Raw genomic sequence first — 14,902 nt, forward strand, 5'->3', positions numbered from 1 at the left:
GTCAAGCCGCGACCTTGGCGACCTCCGCGACGATCTTGCAGGCGGCGTCGCCCAGATCGTTGGCCGGCACGATCGCAAGGCCAGAGTCGGCGAGGATTTTCTTGCCTTCCTCGACGTTCGTGCCTTCGAGGCGCACGACCAGCGGCACCGAAAGGTGCACTTCCTTCGCAGCGGCAATGATGCCGTCGGCGATGATGTCGCAGCGCATGATCCCGCCGAAGATGTTGACGAGGATGCCCTTCACGGCCGGGTCGCTCAGGATGATCTTGAACGCCGCCGTGACCTTCTCCTTCGAAGCGCCGCCGCCCACGTCCAGGAAATTCGCGGGGAACGCACCGTTCAGCTTGATGATGTCCATCGTAGCCATCGCAAGGCCGGCGCCGTTGACCATGCAGCCGATATTGCCGTCGAGCTTGATATAGGCGAGGTCGTATTTCGACGCCTCGACTTCCATCGCATCCTCTTCGGTCAGGTCGCGCAGCTCGGCCAAATCCTTGTGGCGGAACATCGCGTTCGAATCGAAGCCGACCTTGGCGTCCAGCACCATCAGCTTGCCGTCGTCGGTGACGGCGAGCGGGTTGATCTCGATTTGCGAGGCGTCGGTGCCCTGGAAGGCGTCGTACAGCTTCGACGCGACGTTCGCGGCCTGCTTGGCGAGATCGCCGGTCAGGCCCAGCGCCGCCGCGACCGCCCGGCCGTGGTGCGGCATGAAGCCGGTCGCCGGATCGATATCGAGCGTGTGGATCTTCTCCGGCGTGTCGTGCGCGACCGTCTCGATATCCATACCGCCTTCGGTGGACGCGACCATCGCGATCCGGCCGGTGCCGCGATCGACCAGGACGGCGAGGTAGAATTCCTTCGCGATATCAACGCCGTCGGTGACGTAGAGGCGCTGCACCTGCTTGCCGTGCTCGCCGGTCTGCACAGTCACCAAAGTGTTGCCGAGCATTTCGGCCGCCGCCGCCCTCACGTCGTCGAGCGTCTTGGCGAGGCGGACGCCGCCCTTGGCGTCGGGGCCGAGCTCCTTGAACTTGCCCTTGCCGCGGCCGCCGGCGTGGATCTGAGCCTTCACGACATAAAGCGGTCCGGGCAGCTTCTTCGCGGCATCCACCGCTTCGTCGACGCTCATCGCCGCATAGCCCGCCGGGACCGGCACGCCGAACTTCGCCAACAATTCCTTGGCCTGATATTCGTGGATGTTCATGGGGCGCTTTCTCCGTTTGGGGCAGGCCTAAAGCATGGGCGCGCCCGCTTGCCAACCCAAGGTTTGAGCGGGCTGCGGCAAGCTCTTATATGAGCGCATGCCCTGGACCGGCCCCTTACTGTTCCTCCTGACCGTCGCTGTGATGGAAGGAGTCGCCTATGCGGCGCATCGCTGGGTGATGCACGGCCCCGGCTGGGTGCTGCACAGGAGCCATCACGCGCCCCGCGCCGGCTGGTTCGAGCTGAACGACCTGTATTTCGCGATCTTCGCGGCGCCTTCGATCGTGTTGCTGCTGGGCGGCGTTCGTCTCGGCTGGGGCGATTGGGCGACCTGGGTGGGGGTGGGGATTGCCGGCTATGGCGCGATCTATGCGATCTTCCATGACGTAATCGTCCACCGGCGGGTGGCGCATCGCTACGTGCCGCGCTCCGATTACATGAAGCGAATCGTCCAGGCGCACCGGCTGCATCATGCGGTCGAGACGAAGGAGGGGACGGTCAGCTTCGGCTTCCTCGTCGCGCCGCCCCCCGAAGCGCTGAAGGCCGAGCTCGCCCGCCGCGGCCGGGCCGGCGTCAGAGCGCCTGCCGGAGCGCCCTGAACACCCAGCCGAGCTTTGCCCACCGGCTGACGACGACGCGCCGGTCGAGCGCGGCTTCGCCCTGCCGCGCCACTTCGCGGGCGATCGCGCCATAGATGCCGGCGGCGGCGAGCACCGCCCAGCGCGCGCGGAACGGCAGCCGCTGGGCGCCGATCCTGGCGCTGGCCTCATAGTCCGCGGCCATTGCGGCCAGCCTGCGAGTCAGAAGTGGGAGCGCTGCTCCGTCCGCCAGCCAATCCTCCGGCAGATAGCAGCGCCCCGCTTCCGCGTCCTCGCGCACGTCGCGGGCGATGTTCGCGAGTTGGAAGGCGAGGCCGAGATGCTCGGCCCGCTCCAGCGTGTCGGCATCGTCGGCGGGCACACCCATCACCAACGCCATCATCCGGCCGACGACGCCTGCAACATGGTGGCAGTAAAGAATCAGGTCCGCCTCGGTCCGCGGCCGCCAGCCCTCTGCGTCCAGGGCGAAGCCGGCGATATGCTCGTCGAGCAGCGCGGGGGGAATGAAGACCTCGTCGGTGAGCGTGCGCAATCCATCGAAGGCTGCCTCGCCGACCCATTCGCCGGCCAGCGCCCGATCCGTTAGCGCGCGGATCGCCGTCAGCCGCGCCTGCGGATCGGCGACCGCATTCAGCGCGCCGCCCAGCTTCTGTCCGTCGGCGAGGTCGTCGCAGGATCGGCACCAGGCATAGAGCAGCCATGCCCGTTCGCGCGTCCGTCGGTCGAACAGCCTGCTCGCCAGCCCGAAGCTTTTCGATCCGCGCGCGATCGTCTCGCCGGCGGTCGCGACTAGCGCGTCCCGTGTCGGGACCTCAGAGCTCATCCTGCGTCATGCGGAAGATGGTCTGGTGCGGCTGGTACGCCGCCATCTTCGCCAGCAGCGCGTCGAGCGCCTCGTCGACGATGATGATGCCGGTGTGCTGCGGCCGCACGAAGCCGACCTCCGCCATATGCCGGTTGAACGCGATCAGGTGATCGTAGAAGCCGAAGGCGTTGAGCAGCCCCACCGGCTTGACGTGATAGCCGAGCTGCGCCCAGCTCACCGCTTCCCACAGCTCGTCCATCGTGCCGACGCCGCCCGGCAGGGTCACGAAGCCGTCGGAGAGGTCGGTGAACAGCGCCTTGCGCTGGTGCATCGTCTGCACGGTGTGGAGCTGGGTGAGCCCGCGATGCGCGACTTCGGCATTGACCAGCGCCTCCGGAATCACGCCGATCACTTCGCCGCCGGCTTCGAGTGCGGAATCGGCGATCGCGCCCATCAGGCCGAGCTTGCCACCGCCATAGACGACGCCGATGCGGCGCTCGGCAAGGGTGCGGCCGACCTGACGGGCGAGGTCGAGGTAACGAGGATCGGCGGGGGTGGCGGAGCCACAATAGACGGCAAGGCGCTTCACTTCTCCCCTCCCGCTTGCGGGAGGGGCAGGGGGAGGGAATGTCGATAGCTGTACATGGGTCGCCACTTGCCCTCCCCTAACCCAGTGGTCCAGCCCGCACAGGTAAAACATGCCCTCAGCATGTTTTAGGATCGTCTGGGAGACGATCCGACCTGTGCTGACTGGATCACTCGCAAGCGGGAGGGGAAATTAAGCCAAGTCCGCCAGCATCAACCCCGCCGTCGCTTTTGCGCTGCCGACGACGCCGGGGATGCCGGCGCCCGGATGCGTGCCGGCGCCGACGAAATAGAGGTTCGGGATTGCGTCGTCGCGGTTGTGGGTGCGGAACCAGGCGCTCTGGGTCAGGATCGGCTCCAGACTGAAGGCGGAGCCCAGATGCGCGTTGAGGTGGTGCGCGAAATCGGGCGGGGCATAGTGGAAGCGCGTGACGATCCGCTCTTTCAGGTCCGGCACGCCGATGCGCTTCGCTACTTCGTCGAGAATACGATCGGCGAATCGCGGCCCTTCCGCGTCCCAGTCGATCGCCCCGCGCCCGAGATGCGGCACGGGGGCGAGTGCGTAAAAAGTCGAATGGCCCGCGGGCGCCATGTTCCGATCGGTTGCGCTCGGGTGGTGGAGGTAGAGCGAGAAATCCTCCGCCAGCGCGCCGCCCTTGTAGATATCATCAAGCAGCCCGCGATACCGCGGCCCGAACAGGATCATGTGGTGCGGAACGTGCGGGAACGTCCCGCGCACCCCGAAATGGACGACGAACAGCGAGGGTGAAAATCGCTTGCGCTGCAGCCGCCGGCCTTCGCGCTTTCCGCGTGACGATCCGCCGAGCAGATCGCGATAGGAATGGACGATGTCGGCGTTCGACGCGACCGCATCGGTATCTGTCTGCCAGCCGCTCGCGGTTCGGACGCCGGTCACGCGGTCGCTCGCGGTTTCGATCCTTACCACCGGATCGCCCAGCCGCAGCTCGCCGCCCAGCCGCTTGAACTGGCGCACCATGCCGGCGACGAGCCGGTTGGTCCCGCCCTTGGCGAACCAGACGCCGCCGTCCTTTTCGAGCTTGTGGATCAACGCGTAGATCGCGCTCGTCGCCATCGGATTGCCGCCGACAAGCAGCGTGTGAAAGCTCAGCGCCTCGCGCAGCTTCTCGTTCTGAACGAAGCCCGACACGACCGAATAGACCGACCACCAAGCCTGATAGCGCGCCAGCGCCGGCGCCGCCTTCAGCATCGATGCGAAGTCGAGGAACGGCACCGCGCCCAGCTTCACATAGCCTTCGCGGTACACGCCCGCCGAATAGTCGAGGAAGCGCCGGTATCCCGCCACATCCGCCGGGTTCAGATTGGCGATTTCGGCATTCAGCGCCGGCTCGTCGTTCGAATAGTCGAACACCGTCCCGTCCGGCCAGGTGAGGCGATAGAAAGGCGAGACCGGCACGATCTCGACGTCCTCCGCCATGTTGCGGCCGGAGAGCGCCCACAGCTCCCTTAGGCAATCGGGATCGGTGATGACGGTCGGCCCGGCATCGAACGTGAAGCCGTCCCGCTCCCAGAAATAGGCGCGGCCGCCCGGCCTGTCGCGGCCCTCAACGATCACCGTCTGCACGCCCGCCGATTGCAGCCGGATGGCGAGCGCCAGCCCGCCGAACCCGGCCCCGATGACCACCGCGCGGTTCATTTCAGGATGGCCTTAATCGCTGCGCCGATCGGCACCGGCGGCTTGCCGGTCAGGATGCGTGCCTTGTCGGCAAGCGTCGTCTGCCCCGCATAGAAGCGGCCGATCAACGGCTCGGGCAGGCGATAGAAGCGCTCCAGCACGCGCCAGCGCTGCTCGGGCGCAGCGGCGCGGAACAGCATCGCGTCGAGCCGCCGGTAGAAGCCGCGTCGCCGCCAAGCCCGCTCGGCATGCTCCCGGGTCAGCCGCGCAAGTCCTTCCCGCGACAGGTCCGGCGCACGGACGATCGCCGACGCCAGCCGCACTGCATCGGGCAGCGAATAGCCGGTGGTCGGATGGAACAGCCCCGCGCGCATGCCCGCCTTCGCCACGCCCTTACCGGTAGAGCGCCAATAGGCATCGAAATCCCCGCCGATCGCGACCGGCAGCACACCGGTCTCCGTGCGCCCCGCCGGCTTCGCGCGCCAGCCCTGCGCCGCAGCATAGTCGAGCACCCGCGCCTCGATCGCCGCGACGTCGGGCGCGGGGGTGTCGCTATAATAGGTATCCTCGACGAACAGCCGCGTCGGCCCGAACGGCAGCACATAGACGAAGCGATAGCCGTCGATCTGCTTGACGGTCGCGTCCATCACGATCGGGCGATGAAGGCCGTGCGGCGCGTCGGTCTCGAAAAGCATTCCGACGAATTTCTGCCAGCCCAGATCGAGCGCGGAAAGATCGCCCGCACCGCGCGCATCGATCACCGCGCCCTCGCCCGGCGCGGTTTCACAGCCCAGCCGGACATCGGCCAGCCGCTCTCGCAGCACCCGGTCGAACTGCTCGGACTCGATCGAGTTATAGTCAGTCCCAAGCGTCCGCCGATGTCCGGGAAAGCGCACTTCATAGCCGTCCCACCGATGCGAGACGAACGGCGCGACGATCCAGCGGTCTTCGTCTGCAATGTCGCTATCGAAGAACGACCAGACATGGTTGCCGCCAAGCCTATCGTCACGCTCGATAAGCGCGACGCGAACCTCCGGCCGCCGCTCCGCCAGGGCATAGGCAATCAGCCCCCCGGCCAGCCCGCCGCCCAATATGCTCAACTCGAGATCACCGCTTGCCCCCACGCGATGGGATTAGCGAGGAATTCGGCTCATTCAAACAATGTCCGCAGCGGGTCCAAAGCGGACATTCCGGTTCGGCGGGGTTTGATTTAAGCATTGCGCCGTGTCCTCCCTCATCCTCTCCGCGCTCGCGATGACGCTGATCGTCGGAGTGCGCTATCTGGTGGTGAGCGGGGCGTTTGCGTGGGCGACGCGGGTGGTGCGGCCGGGGCTTTATGCCGGGCTCGATCCGCAGATCAGGCGGGAGATCGGGTGGTCGCTGGCGTCGGCGGCGATCTACGGCGTGCCGGCGGGGATCGTGGCCTGGGGCTGGCAGGCGCGGGGGTGGACGCGGATCTACACCCACATCGGGGCCCTGCCGCTCTGGTGGTGGCCGGTTTCGGTGCTGCTCTACCTCTTCGCGCACGACACCTGGTTCTACTGGACGCATCGATGGATGCACCGGCCGCGGCCGTTCCGCCTCGCCCACGCGGTGCATCACGCGAGCCGGCCGCCGACGGCCTGGGCGGCGATGAGCTTTCACCCGATCGAGGCGTTGACCGGCGCGGTGGTCATTCCCGCGCTCGTCTTCCTGATCCCGATCCACACCGCCGCGCTGGCGCTGGTGCTGGCGATCATGACCTTCATGGGCGTGACCAACCATATGGGGTGGGAGATTTTTCCGCGCGGTCTCGTTCATGGCCGGTTGGGGGATTGGCTCATAACTGCCAGCCACCATCAGCGGCATCACGATCAATACAGGTGCAATTATGGGCTTTATTTCCGGTTCTGGGACCGGCTGTGCGGGACGGACCGGGGATTGGGCGCGCTCGATCGTGCTACTGGGCCTGGCGCAGACGCTGCTCGCTTCGGCAGCGCCGCCGGCCGATCTTGACCTAAGCATCTCGGGCCTGCGCTCGGCACGCGGGCTGGTGCGCATCTGCCTCACCCGCGATCCCGATCACTTCCCCGGCTGCAGCAACGACGCTCAAGCAATCAAGCGTAGCGTGCCGGCGGGCCATACCGCGCTTCGCTTTGACGATCTGCCGAGCGGCGCCTGGGCGGTGTCGCTATTCCATGACGAAAATCGCAACGGCAAGCTCGACACCGTGCTGGGAATCCCGCGCGAAGGCTTCGGCTTTTCCCGTAACCCGCCGATCCGGTTCGGGCCGCCGCGCTTTTCGGCGGCGCGATTCTCGCTCACCTCGGGCGAAACCAGCCAGAGCGTGCGGCTCAAATATCTCCTTTGACGCAACGGAATGGGCTCAGCGACGTTGCGCTTGCGTATCGGATGGGAGTCGAAGCCAGTGAAGTTGATCTCAGTTGCCGTCGCGTCGCTCGCCCTTGCCGCCCCCGCGCTTGCACAACAGGCCGACGATCCGCTCGCCAAGCGCACCATCACGATCGCGGCGGGCGCAGCCTATCTGCCGACGTATGTCGGATCGGACGATTACACGGTCGCCCCGGCGATCGGCGCGCGCGGCACTATCGGCGGGTATAATTTCCAGTTCCGCGGCACCCAGGGCGGCATCGACCTGATCCGCCAGCCCGACGACCCGCATGCGATCGATCTGCAGCTCGGTCCCGTCGCCGGCTTCAATCTTACTCGTACGCGCGCGATCAAAGACCCGCAGGTGAAGGCGCTCGGCAAGCTCGACACCGCAATCGAGCTGGGCGGCTATGTCGGGATCGGCAAGACCGGCATCATCACCAGCCCTTACGATACGCTGTCGGCCAGCGTGTCCTATGTCCATGACGTGAACGGCGCGCACGGCAGCTACCGCATTTCGCCGTCGGTCACATACGCGACCCCGCTCAGCCGCAAGGCCTATGTGATGATCTCGGGCTATACCGATTTCATCGGTGCCAAATATGCGGACTATTATTACTCGGTGACGCCCGCCGGCGCGCTCGCGAGCGGCCTGCCTGCCTATAGTGCGCGCAAGTCGGGTATGCTCGACTATGGAGTGATCAGCCTGGTCAACCTGTCGCTGACCGGCGACCTGACCGGCGGCCTGTCGTTCATCGCGGGCGGCGGCTATTCGCGTGTGCTCGGCCGCTACGCGCGCTCGCCGATCGTCTCGATCGCCGGCGACCGGAATCAGTGGATTGGAGGGGCCGGACTGGCGTATACCTTCTGATCTACATCAACGGGGGAAGGAGGTGGACCATGCGTACGCGTAACCTTCTTGGCCTGGGCGCAATCGTGTTGCTGACTGCCTGCGGCGGCGGGTCGACCGCAATGCCACTCACCATCGTGCCGACGCCCACGCCGACACCGACGCCCAGCCCCACGCCGACGCCGGCGCCCACGCCCGGGCCGAAGCCGACCCAGCCCACGATCGTTTCCGAATTCTCGTTCGCGAACGATTCGAACGGTTTCCAGGCCGGCTTCGCCGACTATACGCCGGGTCAGGAAGGCGCGGTCGCGTTCGTCGCCGGCCCCGAGCGACTGCCCAGCCCGCTCGCCAATCTTTCCGGCTATGCGGTTTCCGCCGCCAATCCTTCGGGAGACGTGTTCACCTATATCTGGAAGCTGGTGACCGGCCTTGCGCCGAACACCTCCTATCAGGTGACGTTCAGCGTCCATTTCGCGACCAACGCCGTGCCGGGCTGCCCCGGCGGGCCGGGCGAGAATGTCTGGGTCAAGGCCGGCGCGGTGGCGGCCGCCCCGGCGCAGGTTACGCAAAACGGGCGCGTCACGGTCAATTTCGACAAGGGCAATCAAGGCACCGGCGGCGCCAACCTGACCGTGCTGGGCAATTTCGCGCAAGGCACGGCTGCGGGCACCTGCGCCGCGCCGCTTTATGCCGAGCGCACGCTCAGCAGCGGCAGCGTGGTGCCGACAGTGGTCAGCAACGCGAACGGTCAGGCCTGGATCGTGATCGGCCTCGACTCAGGGTTCGCGGGCACGACCAAGATTTACTACCTCGACGGCGCCGCGACCTTCTCGCCGTCGACAAGCTGAGCTTTCGCACGAGCCCAATCGGCGCTACAGCGACTCCATTCCCCGGGGGGACGCTGATCGGCGTCTGAGAGGCGGCCACGAGGCCACGACCCGCCGAACCTGATCCGGTTGAGACCGGCGGAGGGAGGGAGGCGTCGCACGCTCTTCGTCCGTCCGTAAATGGAGAGCGATACATGGCCGACGTCCCCGCCCGCACCGAACTGAAGGTCACCACCGGACCGATCCGCGGCAGCCGCAAAGTGCATGTCGGCCCGCTGAAAGTCGCGATGCGCGAGATCGACCTGGAGCCTTCGTCCGGCGAGCCATCCCTGCGTGTCTACGACACCTCAGGCCCCTATTCGGACCCGAACGCGCGCATCGACATCATGGCCGGCCTGACCGAGCTCCGCCGCGACTGGATCCGCGGCCGCGGCGATGTCGAGGAAGTCGCCCAGCGCGAAGTCCGGCCCGAGGACAACGGCCAGCTCGGCCCCGACCGCTCGGGCGGCGTCCAGCCCTTTCCGAACGTCCGCCGCAAGGTGCTGCGCGCGAAGCCGGGCGCGAATGTCAGCCAGATGCACTACGCCAGGCGCGGCATCGTCACGCCGGAAATGGAATATGTCGCTGAGCGCGAGAATCTCGGCCGCGAACGGGTCGTCCGCGAGCGCGACGGCCAGGATTGGGGCGCCGCCATCCCCGATTTCGTGACGCCCGAATTCGTCCGCGACGAAGTCGCCCGCGGCCGCGCGATCATTCCCAACAACATCAACCACCCGGAATCCGAGCCGATGGCGATCGGCCGCAATTTCCTAGTCAAGATCAACGCCAATATCGGCAACTCCGCCGTCGCATCGGACGTGGCGAGTGAAGTCGACAAGATGGTCTGGGCGATCCGCTGGGGCGCCGACACGGTCATGGACCTGTCGACTGGCCGCAACATCCACGACACCCGCGAATGGATCATCCGCAACTCGCCGGTGCCGATCGGCACCGTGCCGATCTACCAGGCGCTGGAGAAAGTCGGTGGCATCGCCGAGGACCTGACCTGGGAAATCTTCCGCGACACGCTAATCGAGCAGGCCGAGCAGGGCGTCGATTACTTCACGATCCACGCCGGCGTCCGCCTCCCCTACGTCCCGCTGACCGCCAAGCGCGTGACCGGCATCGTCAGCCGCGGCGGCTCGATCATGGCGAAGTGGTGCCTCGCCCACCACAAGGAGAGCTTCCTCTACGAGCGCTTCGACGAGATCACCGAGATCATGAAGGCCTATGACATCGCCTATTCGTTGGGCGACGGCCTCCGCCCCGGCAGCATCGCCGACGCCAACGACGAAGCGCAGTTCGCCGAGCTCTACACGCTGGGCGAGCTGACCAAGCGCGCCTGGGCACAGGACGTGCAGGTGATGATCGAAGGCCCCGGCCATGTGCCGATGCACAAGATCAAGGAGAATATGGACAAGCAGCTCGAAGCGTGCGGCGAGGCGCCCTTCTACACGCTCGGGCCGCTCACCACCGACATCGCGCCCGGCTACGACCATATCACCAGCGGCATCGGCGCCGCGATGATCGGCTGGTACGGCACGGCGATGCTCTGTTACGTGACGCCCAAGGAGCATCTGGGCCTGCCCGACCGCGACGACGTGAAGGTCGGCGTCGTCACCTACAAGCTCGCCGCCCACGCTGCCGATCTGGCCAAGGGCCACCCCGCCGCCAAGCTCCGCGACGACGCCCTCAGCCGCGCCCGCTTCGAGTTCCGCTGGCGCGACCAGTTCAACCTCTCGCTCGATCCCGACACCGCCGAGCAATATCACGACCAGACGCTCCCCGCTGAGGGCGCCAAGACCGCCCACTTCTGCAGCATGTGCGGCCCCAAATTCTGCTCGATGAAGATCACCCAGGAAGTGCGCGACTTCGCGGCCAAGCAGAATGCGGGGGCGGAGACCTTCATCGCGGCCGAGGAAGCGGAGGCCGGAATGGCGGAGATGAGCGAGACGTTCCGCGAAAAAGGCGGCGAAATCTACCTGCCCGCGGCGGAGTAAAGTGGCCTATATTTCCTTCGTATTTATCGGACGACCGGCTGGCTGTGCGGCGGTAAATGGACTGCTCCATTGATGGTGGAGCCGTGAATGCCGACTGTCCTCCGCCTCGCAGGCTATCGCTTCCACTTCTACAGCCACGAGCCGAACGAGCCGCCGCACGTCCATGTCGACAAGGGCGGATGTTCGCTGAAGGTGTGGCTGGTGCCGGTCGCGATGGCCAAGAATATCGGCTTCCGCCCGCACGAGATCAGCGCGATCATCAACATGGTGCGACAGCACCAGCCAAATCTGCTAGAGGCGTGGCATGGCTACTTCGGCTCAGATCGGTGACGAACGCGTCGCGGGCGTCACCTGCGACGACGACAGGCTGGTCGTCGATTTGATGGACGGCCGCACGATCGCCGTGCCGCTCGCCTGGTATCCACGTCTGTTCAACGCCACGGCAGAGCAGCGGGCCAACTGGGAACTCGCGGGGGGCGGCTATGGTATTCACTGGCCGGACGTCGATGAAGATTTGAGCACCGAAGGCCTGTTGCGCGGCGCCCCCGCTCCGGGAGTGCAAAGCCGCCGAGCCTGAAGGAGGAACGACATGGCGCACGGAAAACTGCTTCTGGCCTTGAGCATGATCGCCGCCGCGATGCCGGCCTTGGCCGCCGGCGGGGACGGGCCGCGGCCGGCAGCGGCGCCGGCCGGCACCCCCGACACCCGCTACTGCATGCGCATCTACGCGGTGACCGGCACCCTCATCGAACAGACCAAATGCTGGACCCGCGAAGAATGGACGAAGCGCGGCGTCGACGTCGACAAGGATTGGCCGAAGGAAGGCGTGCGCGTCTTGGGGTGAGGGCTGGGCGGCATGTTGACCTGTGACGGGGTCGCTCTACAAAAACCGTCACGTTTATCGCAGCTGAGGGGGGGCTGAGATGACTGTAACATTTCGCAAGAGACGTGAACTGTGCTTGCGGCTTGCGCGCAAAGCCGATGCAGAGTGAGATTTTGCCGCAAGGCGGTGGCCTTGGGCTTTCATTGGCGGCGGCTCTCAAGCCCTGTGTGTTGAGCGAAGCCTTCGACCGTCTCGACGTAGCGGTCGCGTATGCTACTCTTCAAGGAATCCGAGCGCTCGATCGTGTCACGGGCACAATCCCGGTTACGAGATGGATTTTAGGTCTCGATGATGCGATTACCCAGCCTGCGGCGATTGCCCATCTTCAAAATAGGGCGGGTGCTGAACTCAGGGTAGCTCGACTGTCGCCAGTGCGACGATTCCATCCCAAGCTATATCGCTTCTGGTCCTCGACTGCGCCTGAGAGCGCTCTTCTGGTCATAGGCTCTGGGAACATGACTCAGCGTGGATTACAGGAAAATGCTGAGGCCGCAGTATTACTCCGTGCGGAGGATGCTGCGGACGCCCGAAATATCTTAAGCGCCTTTGAGGAGCTTTGGGCGATCGGTCATGAACCTTCCGCTCAGGAACTCGCCGATTATGCGATAGTCTATGCAGCGACGGCGGTTGACCGCCGCAATGTTTCCAGTCGTGAAGCGGCCCCTCCGGAACCTGCGGCACAAGAACGTGTCGAAGACATGATACCAACCGGCAAGACTAGCGAGGCGGTCATCGGCGTGGCAGTGGCGCGGCTGGCTGCCGCGCAACCGGACGGTATCTGTACTCTAAATCTTGCGAAGAGAATGGTGCCCCGCATGATTGCGCTGACGGCCGATGATTTGGCGCCGTCGAACAGTCAACCCAACGCTAAATGGGTTCAGCGTTTGAGAAATATCCAGTCTAACTGGGATGGCGGTCCAGCCAGTAACAACCCGATTGCGCGTGGATATCTTGAGCACGTCGACAGTGGCTATCGTATAACCGCAGCAGGGCGAGCGATGCTCGCCCGGCGTGGCTATTCTGCGGCGATAGTATAGCCGGGAGCGTCGAAACGATCAGTTTCGTTGCCCCAAGCCTCCCACCCTGGTCGGGTTGCTCTTGCAAACATTTCTAGTCGCCGTGCGCCAGGATACATGCTCTCAATGTGAGCTTGCACTTCAGGTGGCTTTTGAGAGTGCTCGCGCTTAGGCGCAAGAATAACGTTTGGAACGCCCTCGTTATAGAGCTTAAGAGGGCGACCCTTCGCAACTTTGCTTGCAGCAATCACGTATTCGGCAGTGGGTTTGATAATGGACGGTCGTATACCTTGAGCACCTATAGGCTTGCCGTCCTTCCTAGCTTTTACCCACACAAACGCCATGCCGCGGAAATATAGCTTCCAGCTCTTTATGCATTCCATCGCAACATCGAGGCGCGGTGAGGTTGCCCACAAAAACAGGATACCGTTTTTCGAAAGCAGATCATGCATTGGCAAAGCGGCAATCTGCTCGTCTGGGGCTGTCGGATAAAACTTAGCTGCGGCAGTCCACTTGTCCTGCTGGCCGTAATACGACCAGGGCGGATCGGCCAAAACAACATCGTAGGGACCGCACGGTAGCCCTTCCCAGCGACTTACTTGTTGCTCGTCGCCAAGCCGAGCTTTCGAGCGAGAAGCTTTGGATTCTTCTCGTACCGGTCCATCAACTCGCGGATCGCAAAATGGCAGATCGAGGATCGATTGATCACCGGCTGAGCGGTTGGAGCGGTACATGCCTTCAGGGCTCCCTCTAGGGCTTCTAAGCGGATCTTGGTGTCGATCGAGACTGAGACAGGGACCATATTCCTGGCCATGATGAGATTCTGACAGAATCAGAAAGAATCCGCAAGAAGAGTAACGTGTTTGTCCTCGCCCACATCGCCCTGATCGTCCGCGACTATGACGAGGCGATCGCCTGGTTCACGGGCGTGCTCGGCTTCACGCTGGTCGAGAACAGCTACCAGCCCGAGCAGGACAAGCGATGGGTGGTCGTCGCGCCGCCGGGAGCGGGGGAGAACGGCGCCTCCATCCTCCTCGCCCGCGCGGCGACGCCGGAGCAGGAGCGCTTCATGGGAGACCGGGCGGGCCACTTGCCTGTCACCCCGGACTTGATCCCGGGTCCACCTCTTCTTCTCTCAAGGCCCGAAGCAGGAAAGATGGGTGCCGGATCAAGTCCGGCATGACGAAGGGGTGTCGAAACAGCTCCTGCAACCGCTGGGACCTGATCGGGCGCTGAGCCCCGGCGTTCGCGCTCCCTCTACCGGACGCGCCGGGCGGCTGATACGCTGTCGGCATGGAAGCCGAGCCGCACCCGCTCGCCGCGCCGCAGATCGCCCGCGCCTCGCTGCGCGTCGGCGATCGCGTCCTGATGGAATCGGAAGTGCGGGTGACGCCGCTCGGCCTGCTCGCGATCGGCGGCCTGGTCGCGGCGATCCTGCTGTCCGTGCCGCCGATCGTCCGCGCCAAACGCGCGGCAAAGGCCCTGCCGCCGCCGGGTAGCTGAGCCGCACCTCGAGCCATGCGAGCCCGCAATCCGTTGTATGTCATGGCCAAGCCGCCGCCTGCGGTCGCCGCACAGATCGCTGCCCTGCCGCGCAACGATGCGAAGCGGGGGCCCGAGCTGCTCCACGTCACCCTGGCATTGCTGTTCGACCTTCACCGTGCGCCGCCGGACTGGCTGCCGACCACGATCGCCGCGCTGGACGCGTTCGACGGCACGGCCTTTCCGCTCGCCTTCGACCGGATCGAGAACCGCAAGGCCGTCACGCTCAGGACGCGCGATCCGTTGCCCGAAGCGCGTGCGTTCCAGGCGGCGTTGATCCGCCACCTCGTCTCCGCCCGTGCGCCGCTGATGCTCGGCACCACGCCCGAGCCGCATCTGACGATCAACTATGGCGGCGATCGCCTGCGCGCGGAGAAGATCGCGCCGATCGGATGGACCGTGGAGGAAATCCTGCTGGTCGAAAGCGTCGTCGGCCAGACCCGACACGTCGAGCACGGCTGCTGGAAGCTGCGCCCGACGGTGACTTCGCCGCTCCCGATTTGATCCAGACTCCCCGCCCCCTTGCGCA

The 14,902-nt window shown here is 65.2% G+C and carries 19 protein-coding genes and 1 riboswitch; of the genes, 13 read left to right on the forward strand and 6 right to left on the reverse strand.

The window, feature by feature from the left end:
• Nucleotide 1: 1 nt before the first annotated feature.
• A complete protein-coding gene (gene sucC, locus ACFSCW_RS00495; protein ID WP_380885793.1) occupies nucleotides 2-1,204 on the reverse strand; it encodes an ADP-forming succinate--CoA ligase subunit beta in 1,203 nt (400 codons plus the stop codon).
• Nucleotides 1,205-1,301: 97 nt separating this feature from the next.
• Between sucC and ACFSCW_RS00500 the strand changes: the two genes are divergently transcribed.
• Nucleotides 1,302-1,802 (forward strand): sterol desaturase family protein, encoded by a 501-nt coding sequence (locus ACFSCW_RS00500; RefSeq protein ID WP_380885795.1) that lies wholly within the window; start codon nucleotides 1,302-1,304, stop codon nucleotides 1,800-1,802.
• Here ACFSCW_RS00500 and ACFSCW_RS00505 read toward each other — a convergent pair.
• The 4 genes from ACFSCW_RS00505 to crtY all read right to left on the reverse strand — a co-directional run bounded on the left by ACFSCW_RS00505 (nucleotide 1,777) and on the right by crtY (nucleotide 5,970).
• Complete coding sequence (locus ACFSCW_RS00505) at nucleotides 1,777-2,625, reverse strand: phytoene/squalene synthase family protein (RefSeq protein WP_380885797.1); 849 nt, start codon at nucleotides 2,623-2,625, stop codon at nucleotides 1,777-1,779. The two genes, ACFSCW_RS00500 and ACFSCW_RS00505, sit on opposite strands and share 26 nt — an antisense overlap.
• Complete coding sequence (locus ACFSCW_RS00510; RefSeq protein ID WP_380885799.1) at nucleotides 2,615-3,196, reverse strand: LOG family protein; 582 nt, start codon at nucleotides 3,194-3,196, stop codon at nucleotides 2,615-2,617. The genes ACFSCW_RS00505 and ACFSCW_RS00510 overlap by 11 nt, the downstream gene beginning before the upstream one ends.
• Nucleotides 3,197-3,385: 189 nt before the next feature.
• Entirely contained in the window at nucleotides 3,386-4,867 is a 1,482-nt protein-coding gene (locus ACFSCW_RS00515; protein WP_380885801.1) for a phytoene desaturase, read from the reverse strand.
• The gene (crtY, locus tag ACFSCW_RS00520; RefSeq protein ID WP_380885803.1) at nucleotides 4,864-5,970 is read right to left on the reverse strand and encodes a lycopene beta-cyclase CrtY; all 1,107 of its coding nucleotides are present in this window, start codon (nucleotides 5,968-5,970) and stop codon (nucleotides 4,864-4,866) included. The genes ACFSCW_RS00515 and crtY overlap by 4 nt, the downstream gene beginning before the upstream one ends.
• 130 nt (nucleotides 5,971-6,100) lie before the next feature.
• Between crtY and ACFSCW_RS00525 the strand changes: the two genes are divergently transcribed.
• The 9 genes from ACFSCW_RS00525 (at nucleotide 6,101) to ACFSCW_RS00565 (ending at nucleotide 12,852) form a co-directional block, all read left to right on the forward strand.
• The gene (locus ACFSCW_RS00525; RefSeq protein WP_380889959.1) at nucleotides 6,101-6,841 is read left to right on the forward strand and encodes a sterol desaturase family protein; all 741 of its coding nucleotides are present in this window, start codon (nucleotides 6,101-6,103) and stop codon (nucleotides 6,839-6,841) included.
• Nucleotides 6,783-7,196, forward strand: a complete 414-nt coding sequence (locus tag ACFSCW_RS00530; RefSeq protein WP_380885805.1) for a DUF2141 domain-containing protein — start codon at nucleotides 6,783-6,785, stop codon at nucleotides 7,194-7,196. The genes ACFSCW_RS00525 and ACFSCW_RS00530 overlap by 59 nt, the downstream gene beginning before the upstream one ends.
• A gap of 57 nt (nucleotides 7,197-7,253) precedes the next feature.
• On the forward strand, nucleotides 7,254-8,087 hold the full coding sequence (locus tag ACFSCW_RS00535) for a MipA/OmpV family protein (RefSeq protein ID WP_380885807.1): 834 nt from the start codon (nucleotides 7,254-7,256) through the stop codon (nucleotides 8,085-8,087).
• A 29-nt stretch (nucleotides 8,088-8,116) separates the two neighbouring features.
• Complete coding sequence (locus ACFSCW_RS00540) at nucleotides 8,117-8,914, forward strand: hypothetical protein (protein ID WP_380885809.1); 798 nt, start codon at nucleotides 8,117-8,119, stop codon at nucleotides 8,912-8,914.
• Nucleotides 8,915-8,948: 34 nt separating this feature from the next.
• Nucleotides 8,949-9,057: riboswitch (TPP riboswitch) on the forward strand.
• Between the two features lie 30 nt (nucleotides 9,058-9,087).
• Nucleotides 9,088-10,932, forward strand: a complete 1,845-nt coding sequence (gene thiC / locus ACFSCW_RS00545; protein ID WP_380885811.1) for a phosphomethylpyrimidine synthase ThiC — start codon at nucleotides 9,088-9,090, stop codon at nucleotides 10,930-10,932.
• Between the two features lie 87 nt (nucleotides 10,933-11,019).
• On the forward strand, nucleotides 11,020-11,262 hold the full coding sequence (locus ACFSCW_RS00550) for a DUF4160 domain-containing protein (RefSeq protein WP_380885813.1): 243 nt from the start codon (nucleotides 11,020-11,022) through the stop codon (nucleotides 11,260-11,262).
• A complete protein-coding gene (locus ACFSCW_RS00555) occupies nucleotides 11,237-11,509 on the forward strand; it encodes a DUF2442 domain-containing protein (RefSeq protein ID WP_380885815.1) in 273 nt (90 codons plus the stop codon). Before ACFSCW_RS00550 ends, ACFSCW_RS00555 begins: the two co-directional genes overlap by 26 nt.
• Before the next feature lie 12 nt (nucleotides 11,510-11,521).
• A complete protein-coding gene (locus tag ACFSCW_RS00560) occupies nucleotides 11,522-11,776 on the forward strand; it encodes a hypothetical protein (RefSeq protein ID WP_380885817.1) in 255 nt (84 codons plus the stop codon).
• A 137-nt stretch (nucleotides 11,777-11,913) separates the two neighbouring features.
• Nucleotides 11,914-12,852: a phospholipase D-like domain-containing protein gene (locus tag ACFSCW_RS00565; RefSeq protein WP_380885819.1), complete on the forward strand. Its 939-nt coding sequence runs from the start codon at nucleotides 11,914-11,916 to the stop codon at nucleotides 12,850-12,852.
• Here the strand turns inward: ACFSCW_RS00565 and ACFSCW_RS00570 are convergent.
• Nucleotides 12,831-13,565: an MT-A70 family methyltransferase gene (locus ACFSCW_RS00570; RefSeq protein WP_380885821.1), complete on the reverse strand. Its 735-nt coding sequence runs from the start codon at nucleotides 13,563-13,565 to the stop codon at nucleotides 12,831-12,833. The two genes, ACFSCW_RS00565 and ACFSCW_RS00570, sit on opposite strands and share 22 nt — an antisense overlap.
• A 125-nt stretch (nucleotides 13,566-13,690) precedes the next feature.
• Here ACFSCW_RS00570 and ACFSCW_RS00575 point away from each other — a divergent pair, with 125 nt between their 5' ends.
• From ACFSCW_RS00575 to ACFSCW_RS00585, 3 genes are all read left to right on the forward strand, one after another.
• Nucleotides 13,691-14,014: a VOC family protein gene (locus ACFSCW_RS00575; RefSeq protein WP_380885823.1), complete on the forward strand. Its 324-nt coding sequence runs from the start codon at nucleotides 13,691-13,693 to the stop codon at nucleotides 14,012-14,014.
• 110 nt (nucleotides 14,015-14,124) lie between these two features.
• Complete coding sequence (locus tag ACFSCW_RS00580) at nucleotides 14,125-14,334, forward strand: hypothetical protein (RefSeq protein WP_380885825.1); 210 nt, start codon at nucleotides 14,125-14,127, stop codon at nucleotides 14,332-14,334.
• A 42-nt stretch (nucleotides 14,335-14,376) separates the two neighbouring features.
• Nucleotides 14,377-14,877, forward strand: a complete 501-nt coding sequence (locus ACFSCW_RS00585) for a 2'-5' RNA ligase family protein (protein ID WP_380885827.1) — start codon at nucleotides 14,377-14,379, stop codon at nucleotides 14,875-14,877.
• Nucleotides 14,878-14,902: the final 25 nt, after the last annotated feature.

Origin of the sequence: Sphingomonas tabacisoli (assembly GCF_042678385.1) — a bacterium.
Taxonomy (GTDB): Bacteria; Pseudomonadota; Alphaproteobacteria; order Sphingomonadales; family Sphingomonadaceae; genus Sphingomonas_B; species Sphingomonas_B tabacisoli.

Excerpts from the sequence above, each read along its gene's own strand:
- sucC (WP_380885793.1), bottom strand. The coding sequence starts at position 1,204 with ATGAACATCCACGAATATCAGGCCAAGGAATTGTTGGCGAAGTTCGGC.
- ACFSCW_RS00505 (WP_380885797.1), bottom strand. The coding sequence starts at position 2,625 with ATGAGCTCTGAGGTCCCGACACGGGACGCGCTAGTCGCGACCGCCGGC.
- ACFSCW_RS00560 (WP_380885817.1), top strand. The coding sequence starts at position 11,522 with ATGGCGCACGGAAAACTGCTTCTGGCCTTGAGCATGATCGCCGCCGCG.
- ACFSCW_RS00500 (WP_380885795.1), top strand. The coding sequence starts at position 1,302 with ATGCCCTGGACCGGCCCCTTACTGTTCCTCCTGACCGTCGCTGTGATG.
- ACFSCW_RS00515 (WP_380885801.1), bottom strand. The coding sequence starts at position 4,867 with ATGAACCGCGCGGTGGTCATCGGGGCCGGGTTCGGCGGGCTGGCGCTC.
- ACFSCW_RS00570 (WP_380885821.1), bottom strand. The coding sequence starts at position 13,565 with ATGTACCGCTCCAACCGCTCAGCCGGTGATCAATCGATCCTCGATCTG.
- ACFSCW_RS00525 (WP_380889959.1), top strand. The coding sequence starts at position 6,101 with ATGACGCTGATCGTCGGAGTGCGCTATCTGGTGGTGAGCGGGGCGTTT.
- thiC (WP_380885811.1), top strand. The coding sequence starts at position 9,088 with ATGGCCGACGTCCCCGCCCGCACCGAACTGAAGGTCACCACCGGACCG.
- ACFSCW_RS00555 (WP_380885815.1), top strand. The coding sequence starts at position 11,237 with ATGGCTACTTCGGCTCAGATCGGTGACGAACGCGTCGCGGGCGTCACC.
- ACFSCW_RS00585 (WP_380885827.1), top strand. The coding sequence starts at position 14,377 with ATGGCCAAGCCGCCGCCTGCGGTCGCCGCACAGATCGCTGCCCTGCCG.
- ACFSCW_RS00580 (WP_380885825.1), top strand. The coding sequence starts at position 14,125 with ATGGAAGCCGAGCCGCACCCGCTCGCCGCGCCGCAGATCGCCCGCGCC.
- ACFSCW_RS00540 (WP_380885809.1), top strand. The coding sequence starts at position 8,117 with ATGCGTACGCGTAACCTTCTTGGCCTGGGCGCAATCGTGTTGCTGACT.
- ACFSCW_RS00550 (WP_380885813.1), top strand. The coding sequence starts at position 11,020 with ATGCCGACTGTCCTCCGCCTCGCAGGCTATCGCTTCCACTTCTACAGC.
- ACFSCW_RS00565 (WP_380885819.1), top strand. The coding sequence starts at position 11,914 with ATGCAGAGTGAGATTTTGCCGCAAGGCGGTGGCCTTGGGCTTTCATTG.